16 protein-coding genes and 3 pseudogenes are annotated in these 17,049 nt (G+C 42.8%); 2 read left to right on the top strand and 17 right to left on the bottom strand.

Annotated elements, in window-relative coordinates:
- Positions 1 to 33 precede the first annotated feature (33 nt).
- From AR442_RS10915 to AR442_RS20740, 9 genes are all read right to left on the bottom strand, one after another.
- Positions 34 to 783 carry a polyketide synthase gene (locus tag AR442_RS10915; RefSeq protein WP_003154094.1) on the bottom strand — a complete coding sequence of 250 codons (750 nt, stop codon included), beginning with the start codon at positions 781 to 783 and terminating at the stop codon, positions 34 to 36.
- Positions 784 to 792: 9 nt separating this feature from the next.
- Complete coding sequence (locus AR442_RS10920) at positions 793 to 1,566, bottom strand: enoyl-CoA hydratase/isomerase (protein WP_014417819.1); 774 nt, start codon at positions 1,564 to 1,566, stop codon at positions 793 to 795.
- The gene (locus AR442_RS10925) at positions 1,563 to 2,825 is read right to left on the bottom strand and encodes a hydroxymethylglutaryl-CoA synthase family protein (protein ID WP_053284980.1); all 1,263 of its coding nucleotides are present in this window, start codon (positions 2,823 to 2,825) and stop codon (positions 1,563 to 1,565) included. Before AR442_RS10925 ends, AR442_RS10920 begins: the two co-directional genes overlap by 4 nt.
- A gap of 51 nt (positions 2,826 to 2,876) precedes the next feature.
- Positions 2,877 to 3,125 carry an acyl carrier protein gene (locus tag AR442_RS10930; protein WP_014417817.1) on the bottom strand — a complete coding sequence of 83 codons (249 nt, stop codon included), beginning with the start codon at positions 3,123 to 3,125 and terminating at the stop codon, positions 2,877 to 2,879.
- Positions 3,126 to 3,190: 65 nt separating this feature from the next.
- The gene (gene fabD, locus AR442_RS10935; RefSeq protein ID WP_053284981.1) at positions 3,191 to 5,431 is read right to left on the bottom strand and encodes an ACP S-malonyltransferase; all 2,241 of its coding nucleotides are present in this window, start codon (positions 5,429 to 5,431) and stop codon (positions 3,191 to 3,193) included.
- A 1-nt stretch (position 5,432) separates the two neighbouring features.
- A complete protein-coding gene (locus tag AR442_RS10940; protein ID WP_017417808.1) occupies positions 5,433 to 6,407 on the bottom strand; it encodes an acyltransferase domain-containing protein in 975 nt (324 codons plus the stop codon).
- Between the two features lie 136 nt (positions 6,408 to 6,543).
- On the bottom strand, positions 6,544 to 7,413 hold the full coding sequence (gene fabD, locus AR442_RS10945) for an ACP S-malonyltransferase (protein WP_015417505.1): 870 nt from the start codon (positions 7,411 to 7,413) through the stop codon (positions 6,544 to 6,546).
- Positions 7,414 to 7,727: 314 nt separating this feature from the next.
- Complete coding sequence (locus AR442_RS10950) at positions 7,728 to 8,405, bottom strand: MBL fold metallo-hydrolase (protein ID WP_053284982.1); 678 nt, start codon at positions 8,403 to 8,405, stop codon at positions 7,728 to 7,730.
- Positions 8,389 to 8,538, bottom strand: coding sequence for a hypothetical protein (locus tag AR442_RS20740; protein ID WP_223255065.1), 150 nt, complete (start codon positions 8,536 to 8,538; stop codon positions 8,389 to 8,391). Before AR442_RS20740 ends, AR442_RS10950 begins: the two co-directional genes overlap by 17 nt.
- 583 nt (positions 8,539 to 9,121) lie before the next feature.
- On the opposite strand from AR442_RS20740, the gene AR442_RS10955 reads away from it, so the two are divergent.
- Together AR442_RS10955 and AR442_RS10960 are read left to right on the top strand one after the other, a co-directional pair.
- The gene (locus AR442_RS10955; protein ID WP_029973446.1) at positions 9,122 to 9,331 is read left to right on the top strand and encodes a hypothetical protein; all 210 of its coding nucleotides are present in this window, start codon (positions 9,122 to 9,124) and stop codon (positions 9,329 to 9,331) included.
- Between the two features lie 293 nt (positions 9,332 to 9,624).
- Positions 9,625 to 10,440 carry a hypothetical protein gene (locus tag AR442_RS10960; protein WP_053284983.1) on the top strand — a complete coding sequence of 272 codons (816 nt, stop codon included), beginning with the start codon at positions 9,625 to 9,627 and terminating at the stop codon, positions 10,438 to 10,440.
- 217 nt (positions 10,441 to 10,657) lie between these two features.
- Here the strand turns inward: AR442_RS10960 and AR442_RS20855 are convergent.
- From AR442_RS20855 to mutL, 8 genes and pseudogenes are all read right to left on the bottom strand, one after another.
- A pseudogene (locus AR442_RS20855) lies at positions 10,658 to 10,992 on the bottom strand (HNH endonuclease).
- 319 nt (positions 10,993 to 11,311) lie between these two features.
- The gene (locus AR442_RS10965) at positions 11,312 to 11,974 is read right to left on the bottom strand and encodes a hypothetical protein (RefSeq protein ID WP_053284984.1); all 663 of its coding nucleotides are present in this window, start codon (positions 11,972 to 11,974) and stop codon (positions 11,312 to 11,314) included.
- Between the two features lie 18 nt (positions 11,975 to 11,992).
- The gene (locus AR442_RS10970; protein ID WP_053284985.1) at positions 11,993 to 12,877 is read right to left on the bottom strand and encodes a hypothetical protein; all 885 of its coding nucleotides are present in this window, start codon (positions 12,875 to 12,877) and stop codon (positions 11,993 to 11,995) included.
- A 378-nt stretch (positions 12,878 to 13,255) separates the two neighbouring features.
- Positions 13,256 to 13,600, bottom strand: a complete 345-nt coding sequence (locus tag AR442_RS10975; protein ID WP_053284986.1) for a hypothetical protein — start codon at positions 13,598 to 13,600, stop codon at positions 13,256 to 13,258.
- 162 nt (positions 13,601 to 13,762) lie between these two features.
- Positions 13,763 to 13,951, bottom strand: coding sequence for a hypothetical protein (locus tag AR442_RS10980; RefSeq protein WP_053284987.1), 189 nt, complete (start codon positions 13,949 to 13,951; stop codon positions 13,763 to 13,765).
- A 487-nt stretch (positions 13,952 to 14,438) separates the two neighbouring features.
- Positions 14,439 to 14,980: pseudogene (locus AR442_RS10985) on the bottom strand (tyrosine-type recombinase/integrase).
- A gap of 1 nt (position 14,981) precedes the next feature.
- A pseudogene (locus AR442_RS20860) lies at positions 14,982 to 15,107 on the bottom strand (ArpU family phage packaging/lysis transcriptional regulator); the annotation flags it as partial.
- A gap of 52 nt (positions 15,108 to 15,159) precedes the next feature.
- Positions 15,160 to 17,034, bottom strand: a complete 1,875-nt coding sequence (gene mutL / locus AR442_RS10990; protein ID WP_014417807.1) for a DNA mismatch repair endonuclease MutL — start codon at positions 17,032 to 17,034, stop codon at positions 15,160 to 15,162.
- Positions 17,035 to 17,049: the final 15 nt, after the last annotated feature.

A 17,049-nucleotide genomic window follows, 5' to 3' on the forward strand; every position in this document is an offset into this window, starting at 1 on the left:
GCCTCCATTTCATCTGTATGTAAGATGTATGTCTTATACTCCGTACATCGTCGTGATTCGTTTTTTCACTTCATCATCATGAAACGTCTCATCGTGCATGATTAACTCCTTCTCAATGACGGCCGGAAGCTGCTCGCGAAACGGCGTCACCAAGTGCCTTTTCAATGTAATTAAAGAGTTTCTCGGTTTTTCCGCAAGCTCACGGGCCAATTCCTGCGCATAGTCTAGTACTTCCTGCCGCGGAAGCACCGGAAAAGGCACCCCTCTTTTCTCCAAGTCACCGCCGCGGTAGTGGCCGCCGTTTAACAGCATTTCATGGCCGAGGCTTGCCCCAAGCTTCTCCGGAACGATAAAGGTAGCGCCCATTCCGGGGGTGAAACCGTATTTCATAAAGTTTGCGGTATACACGCTTTCTTTGCTTAAAATGACAAAATCACTGAAAAGCCCCATGACAAACCCGCCTCCGATTCCGTGGCCCTGCATGGCGGAAATGACGGGGATATCACATTCCAGCGCCAAAGAGTACATGCGGTCTTCCGTAAACTTCGTGATACCCTGCTGAATCCTGAGCAGGCCTTCCTGTGTGCCTCCGGAAGCAAAGTAATGGCCGTATCCTGTTAAAATCACAGCTTTATAGACTGACGATTTTTTTATACGGGTGAATGCTTCCATCAATCCATCCGTCAGTTCTTTGGAGAAGGCGTTTTTATGGGCTTTATCCTGCATTGTCACTTGGATAATATCCGGTTCAATTTCGAGCAGTTCAACTGCGGCGTTCGGCATGATATCCTCCTAACTGTTCTCCGTTTCCCAAGGAAGCCGCCCCGTTTCTGCATAACGGAAGATGGCTGATTGGTTATCCGGATCTGAAAACATCGCTTGATTTTCGGCTAGAGCAATGGATTTCGAACGATGAACAAGGTCGTTTAAGGAATCTATGTATTTTTTATAGCGGATGACTGCTTTTTTCGACAGCGGACGAAGGCGCAGCAAATGCTTTCTCAGCTCTGTTGCTGAGTCCGGGACGCATACGTCACAAAGTCCCCATTCAAGCGCCTGGCGTGCCGGCACGGGCTTTGTCATGATCGTCATATAATGCGCCTTTTGAAATCCGATTCTTTGAATTAAAAACGGCAGAACGCAGGCCGGATAAAGTCCGAATAACAGTTCAGATAAACTGAACGAAGCACTCTCCTCTGCAATGACGATATCGCACGCGGCGGCAAAACCGACACCTCCCGCATTTACTTTTCCGCGGACGCGGGCGATTGTGATGTACGGCCCGGATTTTAATGCCAGCCACAAACGGTAAAGCGGCTCCTGCGATTCAGCATGCTGCATTCCCTGCCTCATTTTCCGGTACATCTCATCAAAATCCGCCCCGAAACAAAATACCTCCGGCTGCCCTTCAAGCACTACGGAGGTCACGGAGTCTTCACATTCAGAAAGAACGTGCAGGCATTCCTCCACTAAACGCTCATTAATCGTATTGTTGGCTTCAGGCCGATCAAAGGTGATGAAGCAGACATTTTGCTGAAAACGGACGTTTATCGTTTCATAGGTCACGATATCCACCTGTATTTCCGATGAAATTCCGTGATTTCTTCCAAATACAAACGAGAGCTTCCTGTATGATGGTCTAAAATGTTCGGAATCATATTCATATCCAATTTGACATTCCGGGTTCCAAACTTCACCAAACCGCTGCCTTTAAACAGTTCTTCATACTCTTCCATGGACAGCCTGTATCTGTTGTTCAGATGCTCTTCTATTTTGAAAGAATGCTGCCGCGTTTGTCCTTCAGGCGTCACAACGCCGCTGTAAAATTCTGAACAGCACCCGGAGCCGTACGAAAAACAGCCGATCCGCTTAGAAGTGTCGAATGCCCCTTGGTCAATCGTGCTTGCAAGAGCCAATAAAGAGGCTGCTCCCATAATATTTCCGACTCTTTGGCAATAGCGGAGCCCCGGCTCTACCCTGGTTTGAAAATCCTGTTCGATTTCAGCGTTTTTCGCTTTTGCAAGCTTGCGCATCATCGTCCGGTGGGCTCCTTTGACCATGCCGCCAAACGGTGTATGGAAGGCAAGATAGTGAAACGTCTCTTTGTAGTCAGCGCCCGGCACACGGTTTTTGTACTCGCGAAATGTCTGTTCACAGCAATCGAGGTAAGACATCAATGACAAATCGGCATCACCGGCTTCACTGTCCGGGATCGGACGGCATGTATCCATCACCTCATAGCCGTAATAGCCGTTGGCGCCCGCATCCGCCTGAAATACGATTGGATTTTCACCGATCAATAAGGCGACGGCACCCGCTCCGGCGCTCGGTTCTGCGTAAGACCAATCCTCGCTTAACGCATCGCCGCCTTCGGCAATTAAAAACCGGGAAATATCCGTCGCGACGACAAGCGCCTTCGCTCCGGGGGATGTCTGCGACAAAATAAAATTAAGCGCCATCTGCAAGCCCGCCGTTCCTGAATAACAGGCTTGCTTCAGTTCAAATAAACGGCAGTTCCGGTTGAGGCCTAAGTAATCATGAATATATGTACTGAGTGATTTTCCGAAATCGATGCCGGACTCCGAGCAGGTAATCAGCAGCTCGATTCTGTCTTTTTCAGCCTCTGTCAATCGGTCGATAATCGGCTTTGCCGCGTTAACGCCGAATGTGACGGGGTCTTCGTACGGAAGAGCCACCGCTTTTTCTTTCATCAGTAAATTCTCAAATCTGGCAGGGTCTAAGTTTCTGTACTCCGCCAGCTGCATGACATCAAGGTATGCTGTCCCGCCAAACACATTTATCGCTTCTATTCCGGCAGCCGCCATGAACTTCGCCTCCAATATGAATTTTGAGTTTCCGATTATTTCACCGTTTTATCAGACAGCCTGTACCTTTTCATAAAGCTTTGCCGCCAATTCGCCGATGTTTGACACTCCCGTCAGCTCAACACGCGGGATCTGCAATGATAATTCTTCAAGCATCATCGTGATAATTTCGGCGCGGTCCACTGAATCCGCCCCCAGATCAACTAACCGGTCTTCCTGTGAAAGCTGTTCGCCTTCTAAATCAGGCAAAACCTCGTAGATTGTGTTCTGCAGCAATTCAAAGATTTTTTCTTTACTCATTGTCAGTTCCTCCCTGTTTCATCTTTTATGAATATTCCATGTTTTCAATCTATCATTTCGTCTTGTCAACACGTTTGCAAAAATGAACCTAACTTCTGATTCAAAAGCGAGGCCGTCTCTTCCATAAGCCGCATGCCGATATCATCGGCATGGCGGTTTTTCCAGGACTCCAGCTCCGTACCTTTCACCCATTGATTAAAGGCGCCTAATGCCGGGCCGCAATGAATCTGGAAGTCTACCTTGGCATCCGGGTCTCCTTTAATCGCCGAAGCAGAACTTTGCCTGAAATACCATTTGAATATGAGCGCCATTTTCTGTTTCGGATTCCGTTCGGCTTTTGAAATGTCTTCATTCGAATAATGAGCCTTCACTTTGTCATAAATACTGCTTACACTTGCCTTAAAATACTTCTCTTCTATTTGTCTGAGTGTCTTTTCATCAATTTCTTCAATTGAGCGATGACGCTGATACAGTTCATGCAGCTTAGAGGCGCGGGTCGGAAAGAACAGCCCTTTCTTTAATACCTGCACCTTGCTGCCTGATTCAAACATATCGCCGGCCGGCGCGTAGGCCGTATCCTGTACATTCATCTGCTGCAGGAGGTCCTTTACGAGGCCGCTCGTCGCTGCCTCAACGGTGCATTGGTTAATAGATCCGGTCACAATAAAATCAGCGCCGAGCATAAATGCGGCCATGGCAGCCTCAGGCGTTCCGATTCCCCCTGCGGCTCCGATGCGGACGGTTTTGCCGTATCGGTATTTTTTCATCATGTCATCTCGTAAACGGATGATCGCCGGCATGAGGCTGTAAGCAACTCCGCCGTCAGTGTGGCCGCCTGAGTCAGCCTCTACGCAGATGTCGTGCGCAACGGGTATTTCTCTCATCAGACTTGCTTCTTCAGCGGTAATTTTGTTTTCGGCTGCAAGTTTCTGCAGAATGTGATCAGGCGCCGGGCTGAGAAACGCTTCCGCTACTTCCGGACGGGAAAGCTTGGCGATAATCCGCTGACGCGCTATTATTTGCCCGCCGGCACCGCGTTTTAACCCCTTAGCGCGAAACCTTACTAAAGCGGGAGTAACCGTTAAAAACGCTGATGCTTCCAAGTTCTGAACCCCATGCTTCAATAAAAGATCAATCATTTTTTCTTCTGAATCTGTATGTTTCATGTTATGTACAACATTTATGCCGAAGGAACCGCCGTCACGAAGCTCATGCTGAATTGACAAAATGGCGTCCTCAACGTGCGCGATGTTCAAACCGCCCGTTCCGAAAAAGCCCATCATTCCTTTTTCGGCCAGTTTGACGACCATTTCCTTCGAAGAAATTCCGCGGTACATGCCGCCGGCCAAGTAGGCGTATTTCAATTGATAATCGCGCTTAAACTCTTCATTTCCTAAAGACGCCGCCGTAATTGAGCTTTTTCCAGTCTCAGCCGGGACTTTGATTTCATCTGTTATCGGCTCCGCTTCAGCCGTAATTCTTTGAATCAGCCCCGTCAGCACTTTTCCGGGACCGATTTCCTCAAAGCTCATGTTCTTTCTTCCCATTAAGAAACGGATACTGTCAGTCCAGTTCACCGATCCCGTTATTTGTCCGGTGAGTGTCTCTTTCAACTCTCTCTGCTCATAGGGTCTTGCCGTCACATTTGAAATGACCGGAATGGACAGCGGCTTAAAATGGAAAGACTCGATAAACCGTGAAAATTCCTCCTTCGCTTCCAGCATGTATCTGGAATGAAAGGCGCCGCTGACATTTAAGCGGTGAACCATTTTTACGCCGTTTACGGCTTCAAAAACGGATGCGGCTTTTTCAATATCTTCTTTAAATCCGGAAATGACAATTTGCTGCGGTGTGTTCATGTTGGCGATATCAATCATATCCAAGTGATTTTCTCTTAAAACATCCGTCACCTGCTCATGAGTCAGGCCGATCACCGCTGCCATGCCGCCTCCTTTTGCGCGGCTCATCAGTTCGCCCCTTTTTTTGACCAGCTGTAAGCCTTCTTCGAAATCAAAGGCGCCCGAAGCGTATAACGCGTTATATTCGCCTAAACTGTGTCCGGCGGTAAAATCCGGTTTCAAGCCGGTTTCTTCTGTTTTTTTCAAATAACTGAGGGCATTGACGACATAGAGCGCCGGCTGAGTGAACTGAGTCTGATTGAGACGTTCTCCATCCCGGCACAGCTCCTGAATGGAATATCCGAGAATGTGATCGGCCTTTGCGGTTAATTCAGGATAGCGGCCGAACAGGTCCTCTCCCATCCCGATTTTTTGCGAGCCTTGGCCTGGAAAAACAAAGCTGATCATCTTACAGTCTCCTTCCGGGCGGTGATAAAATGCTGTCTTCTATTTGCTGCAAATGTGTTTGTTCTTTATGAAACGGCGTCATAATGGCACGGATGCGTTCAGCCGATCCTGCAGGAAGAATCTGTTTGGCAAATGCGGCCAATGTTCCGGAAGGCCCGGCATCGATATACAATCCTTTTTGGCGGCTGTCTGCGAATTGAAGCGCTTCGCGGAATCGAATCGGCTTTCTTACGATATCCCAGAAAAAGTCCGCTTGTATATCGGTCTCAGCCTCTCCTGTCGCACTGGAGATGTACGGTATAAATGGAGTCCGGATTGATTTCTGAGCTAAAAAGCGCTTGTACGGCTGTTCCGCCTGATCAACCAGCGCTGAGTGAAACCCGTAAGATACCGGCAATAGCTGATGAGGAATCTGCTTTTCTCTCAGATCGTCCATGATCCTTTTGATATGCTCCCGCTCTCCTGAGATGACAAAGTGAGAATGATAGTTTACAGATGCCAATTCACTATGTTCGCCGAGCAGCGGATCATCTTGATATAAAGCCGGATCACCCAGTATCGCAAGCATGCTGCCGTTACGGCAAGTTTCCGTAACGATTCGGGCCTGTTCCAGCACGCAATCTAAAGCATCCTCGGCGCTCAGCACGCCCGACACAGCGGCCGCTGCATACTCTCCGAGGCTTGCTCCGATCACATAATCGGGACGTATGCCTCTTTGCTCCAAAGCATATGCAAGTGCGTACTCAGCCATAAAAATGGCAGGATGGCTGAAAAGAAGGCGGTCAAATGGATCAGACAGACGATTGCCTGTATGATACATCTCTTTAAGGACAGAGTAACCGAAACGGCTGACTGCAAAATCGTCCAAGTCAAGCATTTTCTGCCGAAAAGCGGCGTTATGTGCAAACAGCTCTTTCCCCATTTGATAGTATTGGGAACCCTGTCCAGAAAACATGAAAACAATTGGCTGGTTCATTTGTTCTCCTTTTTGCTGCTTATTTTTTTAAAATATTGATTTGTGAGTTTTTCGTGATGTCGTGTGCAGGTGAAGTGGTCGTGATGTTGTATGGCTGGCACTATTGTGTGAGATAAGAATTTTGACTTGCGTTCCGCTACATGGCGGGTGAAGCTTCAGTTTCTTTTTTGATGCGGTGAATAAGCCCTGTCAGCACATGGCCCGGGCCGACTTCTTCAAATTCCATCCGCCCTTTGTCCAGCAGATAGCGGATGCTGTCGTTCCATCGCACTGAATGGTCGATCTGATCGGCCAGAACGGAGTGGATTCCGTCTTGCTCATAAGGTCTGGCATGCACATTAGAAATGACGGGAATTGATATAGCAGAAAAATGAAATGACTGTAAAAATTTTTCGAACTCTTGTTTTGCTTCACTCATATATCTCGAGTGAAAAGCGCCGCTTACGTTTAACGGATGAAACATCGTAACGTCTTTTAATCCTTCGAATACGCTTTTGGCTCTTTCAATGTCTTCTTTGCGTCCGGATATGACAACTTGGTGAGGAGAATTCATATTGGCAATATCAATCGTATGTAATCCGTGCGTTTGAAGGGCGTCTGACACTTGAGCTGCAGTTAACCCCATAACGGCGGCCATTTTTCCGTCAGTGGCCATACTCATTAATTCGCCTCTTTTACGGACAAGCTGCAGGCCGGTAATAAAATCAAAAGCACCTGCTGCAAACAGCGCATTATATTCTCCCAAACTGTGGCCGGCCACATAATCCGGCTTTATGTCATTGTCTTGGATTTTTTTCAAATAGCTTAACGCGTTTACAACATATAAAGCGGGCTGGGTGAACTGAGTCTTATGAAGATTGGAATACGGATTCTCAAGACAAAGCCGTTTCATGGAATATCCGAGTGTTTCATCAGCCTGCTCCGTTAAGTCTTTAAATTCATCAAACAATGAGCTCCCCATTCCCTGCTTTTGAGAACCTTGTCCGGGGAATAAGTATGTGATCATTTTCTCAGCCATCCTTTCTCGGATTCAGATAAGAAGCATGTTCAAGTTGATAGTAACTTCACAAAAATACCATGTCAAGTTAATTTATCCTATGCGAACTCCTGAATAATGCCTATTTTTCCCTGCCGGAAGTCGGGCTCAGGGCTTTCGGAACAGGCGTAAGCAGAATGTCCCATCCGGCCTGCCCGGCGTTCTCTTCCGCAAACTCCCGTTACTCAGCCATTCATCACCAGAAATCTAGTAATAACTACCATTCCATTTCAGAAGTTCCTTGCCTCAAAAGGAAAGCTAGTTAGATAGAACTAAATTACTCATTACTTAAAATGAAACAGCCCTTTTTGATTTTTTCTGTTGCGAAAATTCACGAAATGTTCTTTTTTTTCAATCTGAAAGTAAATATTGTTTTTCAAAAGACTCTCCATTTTTTGACCCGGCTTCTCCCCGAAGGAGTGCCCCGGATACACACGCACATGCGGCGGAATGGAGGCTTTGATCCTCTGTATACTGTGAAACATATCTTCAGCTGAGCTGCCCCTGTCCTCACATATACCGCACCCTTCTGTAAACACGGTGTCACCGGTAAAAAGATGATCAGATAGCAAATAGCACATTCCCCCGGCCGTATGTCCCGGGGTCAGTATACTTCTGATGATAAACCCTCCGGCCGCAAAGGTTTGGCCGTCTTCAAGCGCTATTAAGTTTCTGCACCGGAATTGATAGAAATCGATTTCCGCCGACGACATGTATATATCAGAATGATAGATTTGCTGAAGCGGCTCCGCCAAGTTTACATGGTCATAATGCGAATGTGTTAATAAAATAGCTGATAATTCAACATCCAATTCATGCAGTTTATCGGTTATTTTATCGATTTCCCAGGACGGGTCCACCGCTATCGCAGATTTTTTTGAGCGGTCTGCGATAATATAACAATAGTTGGACCACATCTGGTGATAAGTTTTGATTTGATGCACTTCATATGTATGATCCATTGTCACCATTCCCATTTAAAAGATCCGGGCAGACTGCTGCCGCCGCCCAGCCGACTGTAACCACTTTACCAGATGACACCACGTTTTTCCATGGATTTTCCGGTAAAGATAAAAAACTGTTCAAATCAACCAAAAGAACCAGCCTCCGGTTTTTAAAATTTGTTATCGTAATATATAAGGAAATAAGAATATTCATTTACATGAATACTTTAGGAGATTTTATTCAGAAAATGGAGAATGGTATAATTTTCGGATAAAAAGAAAGAAAAACAAATCGAGTTTTTATTTTGAAAAGAATTGTCGAAGTAGCCTGAGAGGATACTCAGTCTTTAAATGACATTCAATCTAGATTCTTATTTCAATCCTTTTCTTCAAGATAACCTAAACCCATACGGCTTCCTCAAAATATATCAGAATACCTTAGCTCCTTACACCGAATTTCAATGTTATGCTTATGTGTTGGCATTAACACACAATTCAAAATTAGAAAAATACGACGTAATTCACACACAATGATGTTGTTTCTTCACTTTCTTGGAACAGCCGGAGCATTCTCCCCTGAGTAATCTTTTATGCTAGAGTAAAGCATCTTCTGGACCAAACGGCACGTACGCCGCTTATTGGATTACTTAAACTCTTATGTTTCCTCTTTAAACGGGACTATTGTTGGTGATTATCAAATTTAACCTGTGTTAAACTTTAGACGGGAGGTAATTATGGAAAATAAAAGAAACGCTGAACCGAGCCCAAAAGCTATAAGAATTCTAACTTACATCATTCCTATAGTTTTAATAGGGCTTATCCTTGTTCTTAAGAATATTAATACCGCAGCAGCAGAAATTTCATTTTATATTGTTGCTGTCGGTGTGGTTCTCTTAGTGGTTTTCAGTTTGATCAAAAATAGAAAAAACCGCAGGAAGAACTAAATGTAAGGGGGGCTAATTACTAGTCCCCCTTGATTCTTGCACATTGTCCACTCACCAAATTCCAATTTTATTTAAATTCTTCCCCCATCTCTTCCCATGAGAATCATCTTGCTCTTTAAGAGATTTTTCACTAGTAACATTCAATGAAAAATTCGGGACCATACAAAAAGACCCCTTGCTTTTTTATTGTGCTTCCAGGTTCATCTTCAGTGACAGCAAACTCTTGCAAGTATGGAAATCCTTCCTCTTTTGTTTTAAGATGTTTATGTTCAAGGATAGGAGAGGAGATCATTATGGCTTTATTTATTGCATTGTTTGGTGGTTTCATGGTTATAGGGGCATTTATTGGGGTAATATTGCTGGTTCCGGGAAAAACAAGAAGAACTGGACTTCGGCTGTCTCTTACATGTATCGTTATATTACTTTCAATAGGGTTCATTAATAAGCATTTTCTTAAATATGAAGATGAACCTATTGCGACCATTACGCCAGGCGAATATAAAAAAATAAGAGAAGATATGACTTATGATGAAGTCAAAAAAATTGTTGGCGGCAAAGCGAAATCTGAATATAAAATTAATAAATATTCATCACCAGATTATGATTTTGATGGAGAGGACGGCTTGGAAAATGATGCAACGGTATCTCTTCATTTTGTTGATGGTAAGTTAAGCGTCAAAAGTGAATATGGGTTAATTACTAAAAGTGATCAATCAGAATTAGATGACTCACCGTATGTGGATGTAACGGAAAATCCCGAAAATAAAATTAAAGAATTAGTAAATGAACACCTACATAACGTTTCTGTCGAAGATATTGAAGTCAATCAGGATCTTGGAACTAAAGAAAACGGTCAAAACATTGCACTGGTTCACTTGTCCTTTGATTTAAAAAATTCATTAGCAAGAACTAAGAAAATGATTGAATTATATAGTGATGATTTAGCTGCTCGCACAGCAATAGAAGACAAAAGCGTTAGTGAAATCTCTGTATTTTGGAAAGCTCCATACATAGACGAAAACGAAACCTTAGCAAAAGTCTCTTACAAAAGATCCGGTGAAAAGATGAAGGTCAGTGCGAGAAACTATTCTCAATCTTTAAGTTATTAATCAATTTAAATGAAAAAAGCCCTCTCATTAAGGGAGGATTTCATTCCTTCGTGTTACGATGAAATCAACAACAAAACCAGTCGTACCAAGCCCTCTCGGCAGATTTGCTGAGGGGGCTTTCTGCTGTTTTCGGAACTTTGAAAAGCGGTGTTTGTTTGCAGAAGGGAGATCGCCGTTCTCCGTTCGTTTCCCTTTCAAAGATTTGTTAGCGGGAGGGTCACTTGCCCTTGCTGCCGTGAGCCTTGTTGTGACACGCGTTACACAGCTTTCAAGGTTCTTCATGTCTAATCGTTTCGACCAATCTTTCTTTACTTCCACAATGTGATGCACCATGTCAGCCGGAGTGAAGCAATGATCTTTCAAACAACACTGACAGAGATAATTGTCTCGTATCATGCAAGTTGTCTTGTTCGTTTCCAATCTGTTGATTTATAAAAACTTGTTATTGTTTTGTTTCCTCCTGCTGAGCGTTTCTGTGGTCTGGACAATATCCCTCCCTGGTAATTGCCTTACACCACTGGCTTTACATTCCCTCAATGGCTTAAGCGGTATTGGAATCACCTTTTCTTTTTTTCATCAACGTAAAGAGTACAAATACGTCTAAATCCTCCACTATTGTACATGCATAAAATCCTCCTAAAAAGTGGCAGGATTTAATACGAACATACGTTAGTTAAATATTAGGAGTTAGCTGACATGTATCAGTCTGTATATAGTACATTGATCACTGGCACCGTGTGGCGCGAACATCCTCCGTCCCCGACAATTCTCCTCATCACTTTCTCAACTTAATCTATATCCTATCTACCCTTCATTCCTCTCAGCTCCTTTTAAAATAAAAAGACATCCGTTATGGATGTCATAAAAGTGATTATTTATCTTTTTCTTCTTTCTCAATTTCACTTTTTAAAAAGTTTATACCATTAGATGAGGCATTAGTAACGAAAACTTGAAACAAGTTATAAATAACACTTTTCAGCTCAATTAAAAAATTCAATATAAAAGTGATGTAAAAACTAATCAACAACGCAGATATTAATTCATTGGTTTCCTTACTCAAATAGATAAAATACCAATTACTGGATAAATATTTAAAAATAATCATCAACAAAAAATTAATGATTATTATAATTAAATAAAATACTCCCACACCCAAAAAATACAAATTGTATATTTTAAATTTGCTACTGTGCTCTTTATGTTTTACTGCAATTAAGGTTATCATGGTCTGGTCGTTAGCTAGTGCTTGAAAGATAGCATAACCTGTAACAATAATTGTGAAAATAGGGATTATGATCGTATTAACATTTACTGTTATGTCCGATATGATATCAATTGCACTAGCTACATTAAATAGAACAAAATTAAGGAATATGAATACAGCCACAAATATTAAAATCAAAAAGCACAATCTTATGTAAGATAATTTAAAAAGACCGACACTTTCTAAAAATATTTGATTAGAGCTCATTCTTTTGTATTTAAGTAAATCTTTAATATGCTCCTTTATCTGCTCTTTTTTTCCCTCATCCATTTAATCACCTTTTAAAAGCTATTTTTTAAATAATTTATTGTATGCATTTTCAAGTTTTGTATACATTCTATCGTATATTGACCTATTTTCTTCACTAGTTTCATTAAATTCCGTTTTATTTATAACTTTACCAGTAATCTCATCAATATTCTGATTGAAAGTTTCTTCTTCATCTAAAGGTATATTCATTACCTCTGTAAATGAATCATCCTTTAAAGTCCCTGAAGTTCCATTATTAAATTTTACTCTTATTGTAGGTTTCATTAAACCCTTTGTGTCTTTAATAATCGATACCACATTATCTTTATTATCTGGTGTATTGTATGTTATATTCCCTGTTTTTGAACCTAGTTTTTCTAAAGACTCGGTTAAATAATCGACTGTTTCATTGTCAATGATATCACCATTTAAAGGGTAAAATCTTAAGGTTACATTCTTGATTTTTTTTACTTTCTTTAACTCTTCCTCGATTGCTCCTTTAAAAGGGATAGCTACCACATTCAAATTAACATTAGGTAATCTTTCTTCCCTAACTTTATTCTCTTCCCTAATGAAGGTTTTAATTTTATCCCTAGCTGTTACTGAAAAATTCTTTAAAGTTGGACTTCCTTTTTGATTTTTAACTAAAACCATGCGATGGTTTTTTAAATTTATTAAGAAATAAGAGTAAGGATCCGAAGGATATACTTCATTTGTCCTTACTAATTCACCATTGATGATTCTCGACTTCACTTTTAAAGTAGTACTTCTAACAATTAAACCAGCAAGGACAAATTCACCTTTTACATTAGTCAGTTTAACATCGCGGAAAAAGAAGTCAGCATCCTTTTTTTCACTTCCTTTTTTTTGATCTTCTTCTTTTAAAAAAGCCGGTAGTATAATTTCAAAAAAGTAATCCAACATAGGTTGGTTTTATTTTCCAAAAGTACAATTGAAATTTGCAATATAAGATTGTTTGTCTTCTAACAATGAATATTTCCCCCTTTTTATATTTCCAACTCATAGAATTCAACAAAAATAGGGGAATTCCTGCTACTATTTACTCATCATTAATAATACTCGAACAAACGTTCTTGGTCAAGACTTCATTAAGAGAACTTAAATAGGCAATGCAATTAATTAATAAAGAATTTTATCTACATGGTACAAGTTGGGAAATCAATTGGTATATTCTTTCTAAACTACCCCCGTACTCAAGCTGATTCACGCCGATTGTCCATCCTGAGAATTACCGGACGAGTTTACAGAGAACATAAAAAAGCACCCCGTAGGATGCTCTAATTATTTCTTAAATAGTTGTTGATATTTAAGCATATCACCGTATAACTTCTCAAATACTTCTTGCCATCTACCAGAATCAAAAAGCTCTTTGGCTAAAAATTCAACAAAGTGATAATTGCCATTTTGCTCAGGAACAATTTCATACAAAGCTTGTTCAAAGGAACCGTGGTGTACATCCATCTTATTCTCAATACGGGTTCGGTAGTCATCAAAAAGATCATAGATTTGATCTACTTGTTCTTCTGTTATTTTATATTCAAAAAACAAACGTGAAACAGGATCGTCCCGAAATAACAATTCCTGTCTGAATTCAATAAACTTCAATCTTTTCTCTAAATCAGTCATTCTATCACCTCCCACCTTATTATCGGTGAAAGAGCGTAATGAAGGAACTGTTTGCAAAATTTGTCGAACGATTCACTAGAGTTGTTTGCAGAGAACATAAAAAGCGCCCCCCTTATTGGGCGGCGCTTAATTCTCGAAATGAACATTTAGTACACAATTCATTTAGTTATCAAACTGATCATACCCTCTTATGCTGTAACAAATGTCGCCGTGCTTGTTGTATTCATTCTTTAAAGAGGGTTCTTCTTTAGTTGACTTGACTTCTAATATTTGACCAGCGTTAAGAATTTGTTTGATTTTGTCCAGAGCCGCTTCCTTGCAATGTGTGTCCCGCATTACTAAATTCTTCAATGAAATCCCCCCAATAGAAAAAGCGCCCTCCCGATTGGGAAAGCGCCTGCCTGTTTATTACCTATTACCATAATACCTTATCTAAAACAAAATGATGTGCCGTTATCGTGCCATCTTTCTGCCAAAATCTTTTTAGTACATTCCTTTTTGCTCTGCTGCAGTCATCCCGCTCACCCCTTCATTACTTGGTATCGTTCTATCAAACCATGCCTTTCTCTTCTAACGCTGAACCTGTTGCGCCTCGACTCATGCCGCTCACCTCCTGTAACACGATAATATCACGAAAAACGCCCAAATTTTCCATTTATCCACAATATCCACGAATTACCCATGTGTTATATACTGTGCAACTGCCCGAAGTGCCGTCAGCTCTTGCCACCCTTGTTTTCAAGCAATATCCCTAAAATGAATTCCACGTTTGCTTTTTGAAGGGAATCAATAAAAATATACAGAAAAAAGACTCATCTTGTTTATGAGATGAGCCTATTTATATTTTGGATTTCTTCCTGGCGTTGTTCATGGTATCGGTTAATTCCAATGTATCGAAGGGTTGTCCGCTGGTCAGAGTGGTTGAAAATCTCCTGCAGCATATCAACGTCTTTTGCTTGCTTGTAAAAATGGTACCCGAATGTTTTCCTCAGCGTGTGCGTGCCTATATCATCCAAATTGACATACTCAGCAGCAGTCCTCAGCATCTTATAAGCCATCGACCCGGGAAATGGGCTTGTTGATCCCTTCGCGGCTTTTGAAAAGATATTCGTGATCTTCTTTCCCCTCAATATACGCCTTTAATTCTTTTTGAAGAGCCGGCGTCATGTCAATTCTCTTTTTCTTTTTGGTTTTCTTCTCTATAAGGTTGAAATACGGCCGCTTGGCGTCTCTTACTCTCAGCTCCAGTATATCTGATATACGAAGGCCTGAGTTTATACCAGTGACAAATAGCATGTAATTCCGTTCGCTCTGTTCTTTTAAGAACCGTTTGATATAGAAAATGCATTCCGGATCTCTTATCAGCTGAACAAAATTCATTCATTTGCCGCTCCTTTTGAGAAGGCCGGTTAACCGCTCTTTGTATTCTCTTTAAAAACCGTTCCCTTTCAATCTCCCAACCCATGCGTTTTAATGCTGCGTCTTCGGTGAAGGAATGAAGTTCATTCAGATATCAAATTTGCAAGTGAACGACGGGGCACATCCCACACAGAACCCTTCTACATCACACGCTTAAACATCTTCTCCATCTCATACGTGCTGTGGTGGATAATGATCGGCCGGCCGTGCGGGCATGTGAACGGGTCTGTCGTTCGGCGCAGGTCGTCCAAGAGCGCTTTGATTTCGTCGTTTCGCAAATGGCGGTTCGCTTTGATTGAGCCTTTGCAGCTCATCATAATGGCCGCTTCCTCCCGCAGTTTCTTAATATCGATCTGCTTGGCGTCAAGCACCTGCTGAATGATTTCTTCAATCAGTTCAGCTTCTTCCCCTTTTGGAAACCAGGCCGGATGGCAGCGGACGATGTAGCTGTTCGTGCCGAATGCTTCTAAAAATACTCCGACACTTTCAAGCTCATGCTGATGCTGGTCAATGATCAGCGCTTCGTTTGCCGCGTAATGAAAGGTGAGCGGCACGATCATGTCCTGTACTTCAGGCTCGACCTGCCCGACTTTCTCCCGGAAATATTCGTATTTAATCCGTTCTTGTGCCGCATGCTGGTCAATGATATACAAGCCGTTTTCGTTTTGGGCTAAAATATATGTCCCGTGCATTTGGCCGATCGGATACATCACCGGAACTCTTTCTTCCCGTATTTCTTCAGAGACAGCTTCCGGTTCCGGAGTATCGGAAACAGGCGCTGCCGTTTCCGCCATGCCGAGCTCCGGCGGCACTTCGTGATCCGCTTCATTCGGGAGAATCTCTTCTTCTATTATTACCGGCTCAGGCTCTTTTACGACCGAACTCAGCTTCATTGGTGAGTAAGACGGCTCCGGCGTTTTTTCAGGAAGTTTCCGCTCAGGCGCGCTTTCCTCGAATGTCATAAATTGCTGTTCGTTTTTGGCCGGTGCCGGCGCTGATTTTTTCGGGAGCTGGGCGCTCGGAATAAGCCGCTGCTTTTGAAACACTTCCTTTATCCCGTCACGGATCAGCTCATGCAGCTCCGTCTCTTTGCTGAGGCGGACTTCAAGCTTTGAGGGATGTACATTGACATCGACCAAAATCGGGTCCATCGTAATTTCGATAAACGTAATCGGATGGCGGCCGATCGGCAGAAGTGTGTGATAGCCCTCATGCACCGCTTTTACAAGCGGGAAATTCTTAATGTATCTTCCGTTAATGACAGATGACATGTAGTTTCTGGATGCACGCGTGATTTCCGGAAGCGCAATGTAGCCCTTGACTTCAAAATCAAGCGAGCTGACATGGAGCGGTATCATTTTTTTCGCAACCGCCGTCCCGTAAATTGCGGCCAGCACATGGCGCACGTCCCCGTTACCGTTTGTCTGCAGCAGATTTTTCCCCTGATGACGGAGACGGATCGATACTTCCGGATGCGCAAGAGCGATCCGGTTAACAACATCCGTAATATTGCCGAGCTCCGTATGCACGGTTTTCATATATTTCAATCTGGCGGGTGTATTGAAAAACAGGTTGGTAACGATAATCTCCGTTCCTTTTCTGCTGGAGGATTTCTGTTCAGAAATGATATTCCCGCCCTGAAGAATGAGATGGGTGCCCGCTCCCTCGCCGATGCTCGTTTTGATTTCCAGATGAGAAACAGACGCGATACTTGGCAAAGCTTCTCCGCGGAAACCGAGTGTTCTCACCCGGAACAGGTCGTTTTCATCTTTGATTTTACTGGTCGCGTGGCGGCGGAAAGCCCGCTTGCAATCATCGGTTTCCATCCCTTCGCCGTTATCGAGCACCCGAATCGACGAAAGCCCCGCTTCCTCTATGTCGATTTCAATGACTGTGCTGTTTGCGTCGATGGCGTTTTCCACCAATTCTTTAACGACTGAGGCAGGCCGTTCGACCACCTCGCCGGCCGCTATTTTATTTGAAAGTTCATCTGAGAGCTGGATGACTTTTGCCAAGTCCGTCACCTCTTT

The organism is Bacillus velezensis, assembly GCF_001461825.1.
Classification (GTDB): domain Bacteria; phylum Bacillota; class Bacilli; order Bacillales; family Bacillaceae; genus Bacillus; species Bacillus velezensis.

Excerpts from the sequence above, each read along its gene's own strand:
- AR442_RS10915 (WP_003154094.1), bottom strand. The coding sequence starts at position 783 with ATGCCGAACGCCGCAGTTGAACTGCTCGAAATTGAACCGGATATTATC.
- AR442_RS10925 (WP_053284980.1), bottom strand. The coding sequence starts at position 2,825 with ATGGCGGCTGCCGGAATAGAAGCGATAAATGTGTTTGGCGGGACAGCA.
- AR442_RS10930 (WP_014417817.1), bottom strand. The coding sequence starts at position 3,125 with ATGAGTAAAGAAAAAATCTTTGAATTGCTGCAGAACACAATCTACGAG.
- fabD (WP_053284981.1), bottom strand. The coding sequence starts at position 5,431 with ATGATCAGCTTTGTTTTTCCAGGCCAAGGCTCGCAAAAAATCGGGATG.
- AR442_RS10940 (WP_017417808.1), bottom strand. The coding sequence starts at position 6,407 with ATGAACCAGCCAATTGTTTTCATGTTTTCTGGACAGGGTTCCCAATAC.
- fabD (WP_015417505.1), bottom strand. The coding sequence starts at position 7,413 with ATGATCACATACTTATTCCCCGGACAAGGTTCTCAAAAGCAGGGAATG.
- AR442_RS10950 (WP_053284982.1), bottom strand. The coding sequence starts at position 8,405 with ATGGATCATACATATGAAGTGCATCAAATCAAAACTTATCACCAGATG.
- AR442_RS10955 (WP_029973446.1), top strand. The coding sequence starts at position 9,122 with ATGGAAAATAAAAGAAACGCTGAACCGAGCCCAAAAGCTATAAGAATT.
- AR442_RS10960 (WP_053284983.1), top strand. The coding sequence starts at position 9,625 with ATGGCTTTATTTATTGCATTGTTTGGTGGTTTCATGGTTATAGGGGCA.
- AR442_RS10965 (WP_053284984.1), bottom strand. The coding sequence starts at position 11,974 with ATGGATGAGGGAAAAAAAGAGCAGATAAAGGAGCATATTAAAGATTTA.
- AR442_RS10970 (WP_053284985.1), bottom strand. The coding sequence starts at position 12,877 with ATGTTGGATTACTTTTTTGAAATTATACTACCGGCTTTTTTAAAAGAA.
- AR442_RS10975 (WP_053284986.1), bottom strand. The coding sequence starts at position 13,600 with ATGACTGATTTAGAGAAAAGATTGAAGTTTATTGAATTCAGACAGGAA.